The sequence below is a fragment of the Phormidesmis sp. 146-33 genome (assembly GCF_052939515.1).
Genome location: NZ_JBJPHU010000164.1, coordinates 1 through 11,704, shown reverse-complemented (window position 1 = coordinate 11,704; position 11,704 = coordinate 1). Strand labels below are relative to the sequence as shown.

10 protein-coding genes are annotated in these 11,704 nt (G+C 47.7%); 7 read left to right on the top strand and 3 right to left on the bottom strand.

The window, feature by feature from the left end; all coding sequences use genetic code 11:
* The first annotated feature begins 455 nt into the window (after positions 1-455).
* From ACJ2PR_RS32960 to ACJ2PR_RS32945, 4 genes are all read left to right on the top strand, one after another.
* Positions 456-2,282, top strand: coding sequence for an SWIM zinc finger family protein (locus ACJ2PR_RS32960; RefSeq protein WP_446880211.1), 1,827 nt, complete (start codon positions 456-458; stop codon positions 2,280-2,282).
* A 384-nt stretch (positions 2,283-2,666) separates the two neighbouring features.
* Positions 2,667-2,798, top strand: a complete 132-nt coding sequence (locus ACJ2PR_RS32955; RefSeq protein ID WP_446880210.1) for a hypothetical protein — start codon at positions 2,667-2,669, stop codon at positions 2,796-2,798.
* Between the two features lie 86 nt (positions 2,799-2,884).
* Positions 2,885-5,782, top strand: a complete 2,898-nt coding sequence (locus tag ACJ2PR_RS32950; RefSeq protein WP_446880209.1) for a PAS domain S-box protein — start codon at positions 2,885-2,887, stop codon at positions 5,780-5,782.
* Between the two features lie 392 nt (positions 5,783-6,174).
* A complete protein-coding gene (locus tag ACJ2PR_RS32945) occupies positions 6,175-7,023 on the top strand; it encodes a DUF1206 domain-containing protein (RefSeq protein WP_446880207.1) in 849 nt (282 codons plus the stop codon).
* A gap of 238 nt (positions 7,024-7,261) precedes the next feature.
* Here the strand turns inward: ACJ2PR_RS32945 and ACJ2PR_RS32940 are convergent, their stop codons facing one another.
* On the bottom strand, positions 7,262-7,537 hold the full coding sequence (locus tag ACJ2PR_RS32940; RefSeq protein ID WP_446858370.1) for a hypothetical protein: 276 nt from the start codon (positions 7,535-7,537) through the stop codon (positions 7,262-7,264).
* Between the two features lie 205 nt (positions 7,538-7,742).
* Positions 7,743-8,582, bottom strand: a complete 840-nt coding sequence (locus ACJ2PR_RS32935) for a helix-turn-helix domain-containing protein (RefSeq protein WP_446880206.1) — start codon at positions 8,580-8,582, stop codon at positions 7,743-7,745.
* A gap of 104 nt (positions 8,583-8,686) precedes the next feature.
* On the opposite strand from ACJ2PR_RS32935, the gene ACJ2PR_RS32930 reads away from it, so the two are divergent.
* A complete protein-coding gene (locus tag ACJ2PR_RS32930) occupies positions 8,687-9,328 on the top strand; it encodes a glutathione binding-like protein (RefSeq protein WP_446880205.1) in 642 nt (213 codons plus the stop codon).
* A 260-nt stretch (positions 9,329-9,588) separates the two neighbouring features.
* Positions 9,589-9,963, top strand: a complete 375-nt coding sequence (locus ACJ2PR_RS32925; protein WP_446858373.1) for a DUF2834 domain-containing protein — start codon at positions 9,589-9,591, stop codon at positions 9,961-9,963.
* Positions 9,964-10,292: 329 nt separating this feature from the next.
* Here the strand turns inward: ACJ2PR_RS32925 and ACJ2PR_RS32920 are convergent, their stop codons facing one another.
* Positions 10,293-10,988: an alpha/beta hydrolase gene (locus ACJ2PR_RS32920; protein ID WP_446880204.1), complete on the bottom strand. Its 696-nt coding sequence runs from the start codon at positions 10,986-10,988 to the stop codon at positions 10,293-10,295.
* Between the two features lie 410 nt (positions 10,989-11,398).
* Here ACJ2PR_RS32920 and ACJ2PR_RS32915 point away from each other — a divergent pair.
* On the top strand, positions 11,399-11,704 hold a 306-nt coding region (locus ACJ2PR_RS32915; RefSeq protein WP_446880212.1), incomplete at its 3' end, for a DUF2600 family protein.

Below are 11,704 nucleotides of genomic sequence, written 5' to 3'. Positions count from 1 at the left end.
TCCCCCAAATTTGGGGGATTTAGGGGGCGAAGGATTACGGCAAGTACAGATCAATTGACTTATGTATACACGGTAGCATGAGCGCGAGGGGAGCAGAAAGTTGATTTTCTCCCTTCTCACTTGATGGGAGAAGGGCCAGAGATGGGGGTGGAGCAAGCCTTTACGTCTCACCGACTTCTCTCCAATCAGAATGAGTCAACCCTACCAATTCTAGGGGACTCTCGGATAAGAAGCTTGGCTCTGTGAAGCTTTCTGTTGATGGAAGATTTAATACCAAATTGACAATAGGCTACAACAGATCAATTGGTCGAAGTTCCCTATGGTTGTGGCATTTAGGGAGCAAGGATTGGTGGTAAGCAACTGTTGATTTGGTATAAAGAGTAACCTGGATCGGCAAGCAAAGAAATTGATCGAATTGATGTCCTCGTGTTTTACTTCAGAAAGTTTACAGCCTGATGCTACATGGCTTCCGATTTGATCTAGCCGAAAACGCCCGATCGTTCTATCCTAGTGGCAACGCGATCGAGGCACCTGCAATGTCTTCTTTCTCCAACATTCTCACAGCAGCCCGCATCAAACAACTTGCTGACGGTGGCTCTTATCAGCGAGGTGAGGCTTATTTTCGTCAAGGGCATGTTCATTCCGTTGTCGAGCAGGGCAGCTCAATTGTCGCCGAAGTCGAAGGGAGTGAAACTTACCAAGTCGAATTTTGGCTCGAAGAAGATAATGAATTGGGCTATCAGTGCGATTGTCCGGTCGGTGTGGATGGCTGGTTTTGCAAACACTGTGTTGCGGTTGGTTTGGCCTGGTTAGGGAGTCCTCCCACGGCTCAGAAAGGCAAAAAGAAATCAAGTTCAGTCACCACATTGCAGGATGTACAACGCTATTTAGAACAACAAGATCAAGCGAGTTTAGTCAAACTAATTGTCGATCGTGCCCTCAAAGATTCCGACTGGCGAGAACAATTGTTGATGAAGGTCGCTGCCACTCAGCCCAAAGGTGTTGATGTCAAAACTTTTCAACGTGCCTTACAGAATGCCATTGTGATCAGAGGCTACCTCGAATATGGCGAAACTAGAAGCTATGCCCGTAAAATTGAAAAAGTGCTGGACTCGATCGCGGCTCTACTTGATGATGGTCATGCCCAAACCGTAATGGAACTGTGTGAATATGCGATTCCATTACTCGAAGATGCCGTGAGCCATATGGATGACTCAAATGGAGATGGCGGCGCAGTTTTAGAAGAGATCCAGGACTTGCACTATCGCGCTTGTGAAATCGCAAAACCTGATCCGATCGCGCTTGCAGAACGCCTCTTTGAGTTTGAGTTGGGGACTGATTACGATACTTTTTACAACGCAGTCGATACCTATCAAGATATCTTAGGTGAGCCAGGGTTAGCGCGTTATCAACAACTGGCAGAAGCCGCATGGCAAGAAATTCCTACGCTCACCGCCAACCAACAACGCACTAGCTTGAGTTCTAAACGGTGGCGACTGACTCGAATGATGGAATCACTGGCAGAACAAACGGGCGATATAGAAGCGATCGTCGCTATCAAACGCCGGGATCTTTCTAGTGGTTATCACTATTTTGAAATTGCCGAACTCTATCAACAAGATGGACAGTCCGATCGCGCCCTCCAGTGGGCAGAAGATGGGTTAAAAGCCTTCCCAGATCGCCCCGATTCTCGTCTCCGCCAGTTTGTGATTCAGCAATATCAGCAGCGAGGTAGATTTGATGACGCAATGACTATCGTGTGGGCTTCTTTTACCGAACGTCCTGCGCTAATCACCTATCAAACGCTCAAAACAGAAGCAGACCGTAACCATCAATGGCCAAAGTGGCGAGAACGAGCGCTGAAACAGATTCAACAACGCATTGAGGAATCTAAACGCCAAAAAACAGGAATGCTGTTTCACGGCCACCGCGATCATTCTCTACTCGTTGAAATTTTTCTTTGGGAAGGCGACACCGAATCAGCATGGCAAGAAGCAAAAGCAGGCGGATGCTCCAAAGCTCTATGGATACAATTGGCCAACCAACGCGAACCCGATCACCCCGAAGATTCGCTTTCGATCTACATGAATGAAATTGAACCGCTGATTCAACAAACCAACAATAACGCCTATGCTGAAGCGGTAGGATTCCTAAAAAAGGCACGATCGCTAATGCTTAAATTGCACCTACGATCGCAGTTTGACCAATACCAAGAACATCTCCGCAGCACCTACAAAAACAAACGCAACTTTATTAAACTCTTGAATGAAGAGAAGTTATAGAATTCATTTGACTAAAGTTTTTAACATTGGATCGCTCTCTTAGGAATGAGAACTGAAAGATACCGAATTTTGTATAGTTACAGATACAACTCCCGATTTGCCTTCCGTTTGAAGAGTTTCGCTGCCACTTTATCTCTGGGAGAACTCAAAAAGAGTCAATCTATCTCAGGACATAGATGCTTCCCAAATTTCTGAGTATTTTGATCAGTTCACGTCAGCCAACTCATTACACTTTGTGCTGAAATAAGAAGATCACGATAACCTTGCACGCTGCGTCACTTCCCAGAATCTACACAACTGTTTAACGGTATTCTTCAAACGCCTATGCACTTGTGCGGAAACTGCGTTTTTGACTAGGATTTGATGCAAGGGTAATTTCCTGCCTTGATTGCGATCGTCCCCTTGATGATCGGTGGGCAAGCGATCGAGCCGAACCACTTGCACTGCGTCAAACCACTGCGAGAGGCGTTGACCGAATCGAAAATGAGATGTACTGCGACGATCGCGGACTGCTAAATCATTATTTCCTCCATGATCAGCAGGCGTTGCACTTTTTAAGATCGGTTAACCACACGGATATGGAAAACGAAGTACGATTCAGGATGACTTCAACAACGCAGAACGACGACCCTCTCAACTCCCTGATCCCGATGCATGGAGAAACCGGAATCGTACTACAACTAGCGGATGGCTCGATCGCGGCTTGTAACGTTGCGGCCCAGCAGATCTTGGGCATGACGATCGACCAACTACAAGATGCTTCATCTACCAACTCACCCTGGCAAACCATTCATCCAGACGGAGCGCCGTTTCCGGGTGAAAATCATCCCGCGATGATAGCCCTCCAAACCGCAGAGCCATGTTTGAATGTCGAAATGGGGTTCTTTAAACCGGATGGCAATCTGGTCTGGATCAAAATTGATGCCCAACCGTTGTTTCGGCGTGAGGAAACTAGCCCTTATGCGGTCACGGTCACGATTACCCCCTTATCTGCTCCCACTTCGCTAGCCTTCACAACCCCTGTCCAACCCGAAGCCACTCGACTATTAACGATTCTGGATACGAGTTCTGATTTTATCGGCTACGCAACCCTGGACGGTCAGGCAATTTTTGTCAATCAGGCGGGCCGCAAATTAGTGGGGCTAGACGACGATCGCGTGACCCAAACGGCGGTGATCGATTATTTCTTGCCTGAAGATCAAGCTTATGTCCAAGCAGAAATTTTTCCGATTTTGATGCGCGAGGGCTATTGGAAAGGAGACTTTCGCTTTCGCCACTTTCAGACAGGGGCAGCCGTTCCGGTCGATTACCATGTGTTTTTGATCAAAGACCCAACCACTGGAGCGCCCACAGGCATTGCTTCGATTAGCCGCGACATTCGCACCCGTCTACAACTTCAAGCAGCACAAGAACGGGCCGCAACCGAGCTAACCGCCGCAAACGTACAGTTAGCGCTTCGCAACACTGAGCTATCGACCCTGAACGAAGAGCTAGAAGTTGCTTTAGAAGAAGTGCAGGTGGCTGAAGAAGAGTTAAACGCCCAAAACACAGAACTGCGACAGACCGAAACTGCCCTCAACAACGCCCTCCAACGCCTAACTTTCCACATCGAAAATTCACCGCTGGCTGTGATCGAATGGGATCACAACTTTCGAGTGAGTCGCTGGTCAGGTGAAGCCGAACGGATTTTTGGTTGGCGGGCAGAGCAAGCGATCGGGCGTGGATTTGACGATTGGCGGTTTATCCATTCGGCAGATTTAGACCGGGTAAAAAACGAAACCGGGGCGTTGGTGAATGGGAGCCGTCAGCAAGTTGTTGTGCACAATCGCAACTACACCCGATTGGGAAAAGTCGTGCATTGCGAATGGTATAACTCAGCGCTGGTCGATCGCTCAGGAAACTTGATTTCGATCTTGTCATTGGTGCTGGATGTCACCGATCGGGTTCGCATTCAAACCAATTTGCGCGAAAGTGAAGCTCGCTATCGGGCGCTGGCAGACGCGATTCCTCAACTGGTCTGGGTAACTACGTCAACTGGAGAAAACGAGTATGTCAATCAGCAGTTTTGCGACTTTGTAGGCTTGAGCGAATCTCAGCTATTAAACTTAGATTGGCTAGAAATTATTCATCCTGATGATCGAAATCGCACCCGCGATCGCTGGCTGGCAGCCGTGACGAGCGGTGACTTTTACGAAATTGAGTATCGGTTTCGCCGCTTTGATGGCACTTATCGCTGGTTTTTGGGTCAGGGCGTGCCGTTTAGAAATGAACAGGGGCACGTTGTGAAATGGTTTGGCACTTGTACCGATATTGACACCCAAAAGCAACATGAAGCAGAGCGATCGCGCCTGATCGAGCAAGAACAAGCCGCCCGTCAATCGGCAGAACAAGCCAACCGCATCAAAGATGAATTTCTCGCCGTCGTGTCTCACGAACTGAGAACCCCGCTCAATCCCATTTTGGGCTGGTCAAAGCTGTTAAGAAGCGGCAGACTCAGCCCCGATCGAGCCGCAGAAGCCTTGGGGACGATCGAGCGAAATGCTCAACAACAGGCCCAACTGATCGATGATTTGCTCGATGTGTCGCGCATTCTCCGAAACAAACTGACTTTGACGGTTGGGCCAGTCGATTTGGCGGTGATTGTGACCAACGCGCTAGAAACAATTCAGCTTGCAGTCGAGGCAAAATCAATTCACCTAGAAGCGGTACTGGCGATGGATGGCGGTACGATCATGGGCGATGCGGGGCGCTTGCAGCAGATCGTCTGGAATTTGCTCTCGAATGCGGTGAAATTCACACCGGAAGGCGGACGCATCACTGTGCAGCTTGATCAAAGGGATTCTCAAGCACAACTGCAAGTCATTGATAGCGGCAAAGGCATTGCTCCAGAGTTTTTGCCTCATCTATTTAAGGCGTTTCAGCAAGAAGACAACAGCACGACGCGCAAATTTGGCGGATTGGGATTAGGACTGTCGATCGTGCAGCAATTAGTAGAACTGCATGGCGGGACGGTGACAGCCGCGAGTCCCGGAGTCGGACAAGGGTCTACCTTCACCGTACAATTGCCGATCGCACGTCAACCATTGATCCAGCCTGCCCCTGCGATCGACCGTCAAGATGTGAATTTGAGCGGAGTTCGCGTTTTGGTCGTGGACGATATGCAAGATTCGCGGGAGATTGTGGCCTTTGTGTTGGAGCAAGCAGGCGCGGTCGTAATCTCTGCATCGTCGGCTCAAGACGCGCTAAAACAGTTAAATCAAGCTAACCCAGATGTGATCGTCAGCGACGTGGGAATGCCTGAATTGAATGGCTACGAATTACTACAGCAGATTCGCCAGGACTTAAATCTCACCACGCCCGTGATCGCGCTGACAGCCTACGCCACTGAGGATGACCAGCAACAAGCATTAGAATCGGGCTTCGATCGACACTTGGCAAAACCGATCGATCCCGTATCCCTGATCCAAACTGTCGCTGCGCTGGTCAACGCGCTATCTTAAACGTTCAAACTGTATGAAGCGATAAAACTGAAAGGACTGATAGTTCCCAGCGTTGTATTAACGTGAATTCGATGGAGTTTTCCGCTCCGTTGTTCAGCACTTCAGCCCCCCAACTCCCCAATTCTGGGGGACTTTTGGATAAGATCTCTCGTTCAAAGTCCCCCATTTTTGGGGGATTTAGGGGGCTGAAGCCGAGTGAAACGAAGCGAGTCACTCTCATCGAACTGACGTTGTATTAGTCAGGCTGTTAGCAGTCATCTAAATTCCTTGCTTGTGAGTTTAAACCTCTGCATTAAAGAAAGTTGTGCGATCGTTCCTAATTTCTCTACTTGGGGAGATGACTAACCTCGTCGAAACCGTCATCCTATGTCTAACAATCTTCTTAAAGACTGATGACTCAACATGATCTGCCTCCAGAAATAAGACAACCCATGCAGCAAGCGGCTTCCCATCCTACCTTTGAGAAGCTAGCTCGGCTTGGATATGCGGCCAAAGGAACTGTGTACTTTGTAGTGGGCTTATTGGCGGCTCAAGTGGCCGTGGGAACCGGAGGACAAACAACGGATACTAACGGCGCACTGCAAGAAATTGTGACTCAACCCTTTGGTAAGTTGTTGCTGAGTTTAGTCGCGATCGGCATTGTGGGATATGTACTTTGGCGGTTTACTCAAGCAGTTCTCGATCCAGAAGGTTTAGGTCAAAAAAACAGTTCAAAGCGGATTGTGCAACGACTTGGGTGTTTGATTAGCGCCATCACTTACTCTGGTCTAGCGATTACGGCGGTGAAGCTAATTTTAGGCACTGGCGGCACTGGTGGACAAGCTTCTCAAGACTGGACAGCACTCGTGCTTGCACAACCGTTTGGACAATGGCTTGTTGGTCTAGCAGGTCTAATTGTGCTGGGTGTTGGAGCTTCTTATTTTTACCAGGCCTATACGGCCAAGTTTCAGCGACATTTCAAGCTACACCAAATGAACTTAATGGAGCGCACTTGGGCAAAACGCCTCGGACAGTTTGGTATTGCATCGCGTGGCGTTGTGTTTAGCATTATTGGTTTATTTGTAATACTGGCGGCGTTGTATTCAGATGCAAGTGAAGTGAAAGGGTTAGGAGAAGCTTTAGCCGTTTTAGCCCGACAACCCTTTGGCCCTTGGATTTTAGGAATCGTTGCACTAGGGCTGATTGCCTATAGCATTTACTCACTGATTGAAGCTCGGTATCGCCAAATTATGCATTCTTAGGATTGTGAATTAAACAACCTATAATTCTCGCGGTTTCGCTTCGTTTAATTCGGCTTCAGCCCCCTAAATCCCCCAAATTTGGGGGACTTTGAACCGCGAAACTGCCTTAAATTCTAGAATTTCTTCTTTCTCAAAGTCCCCCAGAATGGGGGATTTAGGGGGCGAAATCGCTCGGCAATAAACGATCTTATTTAATTCGCGATCCTAGCGATCAAGAATCTCGAACGAACCTCGAACATTACTCATCCTGGGGCTTATCTGCTCCCGGTAGTCCGTTTGGCGTGTAAACCGTTTCGGTAACACTAATTCGTCCCAGTATTGTCACTCCGGTAGTCGCTAACACAACGACAATTTGAGAGATGCCGTTGGGATCAATTCTGCCTGTGTTCTGATACGTTTCGACATTCTTGGCAATCACGGGCGAGATGGATGCGATCGCAGTGAGGACGGCTCCCCAGAATGTGACGCTTTGGAAAATGCTTTTAGAGGGGGAAGACGTGTTGCTAACCTGCATGATGAATGCTCCGAATGAATAGTAGTGAGGATTACATCACATCCAAGGTGCATCGCTACGGAGAGCATGGATTACCCTTTCGGGTACTTTGTAGACCCCACTCAGAAGGGGTGTTCAGTAGTTATTAGTTCTTAGCCATTAATTTACAACTAACCACTAACCTACTAACCACCAAATTCCCACAATCCAAATACTACAGCTATCGTTAGCAATCTCCACTCCGTGCCCAATTTTGCTCAGTCATCTCATCCGCAGGAAACAAACATTCAATCCGCAGTTCCTGAAGCGTAATGTCATAGGGGGTGCCCAAAGTGGCGATCGTCGAGAAAAACTTCCACTCCAAATCATCTCGCTGGAAATGAGTCGTCAGCAGTAACGTATTTTGGACTGAGGAATTTGAGGTCTGCCAAATCTCAGGAACATTTGGATAGTTCATCAGTTCGTTGAGTAATTGATTAGACTGCACATTTTCTCCTTCTGCAAGCGCTTCTCGATGTAGCCGTTGCAGCAAATGTTCTGCGATTTCCTCCCAGTTTGCGATAAATGGACGTAAACCTTGTGGGTCGAACATGACTTGCATCAAATTGAGTTTTCCATCTCGATAAAAACGTTGTTGGAAGTCTGTTGGATCGACAAAAATAGCGAGAAGTCGAGTCGCAGCGTTATTGCCCAAGAGCAGATTCCAATAGCGATCGATCACGAATGCGGGATACGGTTCTTGCTGCCGCAGCATAAAATGAAGCGCTTTGCGAACCGAGGTCATTTCAGGAGCCGACAGATCAGTTTCGGCGTGAATGGGGGCAAATCCTGCTGCGCTCAACATCAGATTTTGCTGTCTAAGCGGAACTTCTAGAACAGTTGCCAATTGCAGCACCATCTCTCGACTCGGTTTGGCTCGTCCTGATTCCAGAAAACTGATGTGACGTTGGGAAACTTGACTGGTCACGGCTAAATCAAGCTGACTAAAGCTGCGCTGGTTGCGCCATTGCTTGAGAAGCAATCCAAAGGAATCAGGTTGGAGGGAGATAGTAGAACGTTGCTGCATGGCGGAATGTTGGATTGGGTGGCGATTACTTGACAGGTAATTGTTTTTATTATCCCGCTTTGGCACGATCGAACTCAAACGCATTCAACTTTCTAAAGGATTTGATGATGAACCTGTACTTTGCCCCGCTTGCCTGCTCACTCGCTACCCGGATTGCCTTGTATGAGTCTGGTACAAAAGCTCAATACACCTATGTTGACTTGAAGGCAAAGCGTCTTGCCGATGGTTCAGACTTTTTTAAGGTTACCCCGATGGGTCAGGTGCCCGTACTGCACACCGATGAAGGCATCATCTTGACCGAAAATCCTGCAATCCTGCAATATGTAGCTGACCGCTTCTCTACTGCACTCGCGCCGACTAAAGAACTAGAGCGGTTTCAGTTGCAGCAATGGCTCAATTTTATCAGCACCGAACTGCATAAAGCCGTCTTTGTTCCCTTACTTGACTCCCAGGCACCGCAGCCTGTAAAAGAGTATGCCCGCGAGAAAGTTTTGCTGCGTCTCGGATACCTGCAAGACCACCTCTCTGCCCATGACTTTTTGCTCGATCGCTTCACGGTTGCCGATGCCTACTTAGTAACGGTACTCAACTGGGTTAAGCCATGCAGCATTGAGTTGGCGCAGTGGAGTGCAGTTTACGCTTACCATCAGCGGTTGTTGAAACGGGCAAGCATTGCGAAGGCGGTCGGTGAAGAATGGGTGCTTTACCAAAAAGAGCAAGCGCAGTCTGCAAGCCTGAGTCAATAACGACCATCGCCAGTGCCGATCGCATTCACAAATCGAGACTTCATTTAACATGAATTCGATGAAGGCTTTTCGTTTCGTTGCTTGGCGCTTTTGCCCCCAACCCCTCAATTCTGGGATACTTTCAGACAAGCATTCTAGTTCAAAGTCCCTCACTGGTGGGGATTTAGAGGACTGACTGGATTAACAACCGCAGCGAAAAACTTTATCGAATTCACGTCATTTAGAGCGCTGAAAATACACTACTTACTCACCACAAAACCATGCTGAAGTCAACAGATGTTTCGACAACCAACGCATTCAACTCTCTGAAAGCCTTGTATTTGCTCCTGACGATCATAGGAACTATCGCGCCCTGGGTTTGGCTACTTCAAGATCCGACGGTCTTGTTGTCGCCAACTCTGTTTTTGCAAAGAGGCTTTGAAAACAACGTTGCTGCCGCTGTAGCAAGTGATTTGCTTATTTCAATTGCTGCGTTTTTCTGCTTTGCGTGGCTTGAACTGAACCGATTAGGAGCCTCTCGATTGTGGATCGTCCTGTATGTTGCATTAACCTTTGGCATCGGACTTTCTTGCGCTCTCCCGTTTTTCTTGTACCGTCGAGAGCACCTTATCAAACAAACAGCATTTAACCAGTAGACAACCTCACTGATGTTAGGAGATTTCTAGCAAAGAAGTTACCAACCTTGGGAAGCCCCCTAAATCCCCCAATTCTGGGGGACTTTGACTTTCAGAACTCTCAATGGAGACAGCCGGGTAAATTTATTAAAGGAAATCTCCTTAAACGCTCAAAGAGGACTCACCTTGTGTAATTCGATCGCCGATCGCTCTACCAGATTTAGCTCTGAGCAAGAAATGTGGCAATAGCTAGAGTAACGATTTGGCGATCGCTGAACTGATTTCTGCGGCTTACTTGTGTTCTACTAGGGTGTTCTATCAAGAAAAGCGTCATGTCCATCAGAGCAAGCTTATGCTTTCTGGCCACTACCCATAAACCAACTAACTGCCTCGTGAGCGATCGCAGTTGGCACGGTGTGTGACCCGTCAAACTCTTGATAGCGCACTTCGTAGCCAGCCTGTTGTAGCTGAGGCACAATTCTTCGACTACAGCCATCGATCGGTAACACTGGGTCTTGAGTGCCATGCGAGACAAATAAACGAGGCTGCCCTTCTTGGGTAGCGGGCGCGACAAACCCTGGTGAGAAAGCAATGACGTGAGTAAATAGATTGCCATTTGTGATACCGACCGAGAGCGCATAAGAAGCACCATCAGAAAATCCCGCGATCGCAAGGCAAGCAGGATCGATCTCACAACAGCAAAAGGTTTGCGTCAAGGCTTGATCAATAAAAGTAATATCAGAACCATACTGGCTAACAATCACATCCCAGGTGCGATCGCGAGAATCGACAGACAGCAGGATAATGCCCAAGTCATCTGCCCAAGGTTGTAATAGATTTAATCCATCTTCAGCATCTCCCCCGGCCCCATGTAGCATCAATATGAGCGGGGCTGGACGACTGGACTGGTAGCGCTTGGGCATATAACGAAACCCATCTCGTTGACCATCTAGTCTTAGTAGATGAAGTCCGATCGCAGCAGATTTTGTGGGCCGATTTGGACGAGATAGCAATCGCCCTTCCAGATGCTCTAACTGGCTAATCATGTTAATGCTATTGGAAATGTTATTGAATTAGTCAGAGATACTGCTAACTTCTAAAAAATCAAGCAGCAGGTTCAGAAATACTTGAAACTCTAAAAAAAGTTTTGCTGAGATTGACAGTCTCAACCCTGCGGCATGTCCAACAATAGACCTTCTGAATGATTGCTCAACCTACCCAAAGCAGGACATTTTGAGGAATTTGTAACGATAGTTCAGTATTGATGGTTAAAGGATAAACCGTTTCTAGCACCTATCTCTAGCATTGGTTTTAGCATTGTTTAAAGTAATCCAGAAATGCTGACATTTGCAAATCGCTAAAGCTAGCTTTTGGTTGCTCATCTCTCTGTTGACAAAGCCCAAAACGCCTCAGCTATTCCCTGATGGAGAGGTTGCCCCATTTGCCCTTGTCTAGAGTGATAGCGATCGCGCTTGTGTTCTCAAGCATTGTAAAAATCCAAATTATGAGTATTCCAGTTTCTCCCTGGGCTTTGATGTCAGACACCTACTTCAAAGTTCTTCCGGCTGTTTGGAGCGAGTTAAACTACTGGAAAGCTCAAGCACAGCAGATTCCAAATTTAGAGCTTCGCAAACAAGCTTTGGATAGTTTAGAAGCCAAGCAATTTCACTGTGAGGGTGGCTCTATTTATGGATTATTGGCCAAACGTCGGGTCTACCGTTCAAACTATGCCGAGTCAAAGTCAAAGTGCCAACACATTAAG

Coding starts and splice junctions, on each gene's coding strand:
- ACJ2PR_RS32930 (WP_446880205.1), top strand. CDS start 8,687: ATGATGAACCTGTACTTTGCCCCGCTTGCCTGCTCACTCGCTACCCGG.
- ACJ2PR_RS32925 (WP_446858373.1), top strand. CDS start 9,589: ATGCTGAAGTCAACAGATGTTTCGACAACCAACGCATTCAACTCTCTG.
- ACJ2PR_RS32950 (WP_446880209.1), top strand. CDS start 2,885: ATGACTTCAACAACGCAGAACGACGACCCTCTCAACTCCCTGATCCCG.
- ACJ2PR_RS32935 (WP_446880206.1), bottom strand. CDS start 8,582: ATGCAGCAACGTTCTACTATCTCCCTCCAACCTGATTCCTTTGGATTG.
- ACJ2PR_RS32940 (WP_446858370.1), bottom strand. CDS start 7,537: ATGCAGGTTAGCAACACGTCTTCCCCCTCTAAAAGCATTTTCCAAAGC.
- ACJ2PR_RS32920 (WP_446880204.1), bottom strand. CDS start 10,988: ATGATTAGCCAGTTAGAGCATCTGGAAGGGCGATTGCTATCTCGTCCA.
- ACJ2PR_RS32960 (WP_446880211.1), top strand. CDS start 456: ATGCTACATGGCTTCCGATTTGATCTAGCCGAAAACGCCCGATCGTTC.
- ACJ2PR_RS32945 (WP_446880207.1), top strand. CDS start 6,175: ATGACTCAACATGATCTGCCTCCAGAAATAAGACAACCCATGCAGCAA.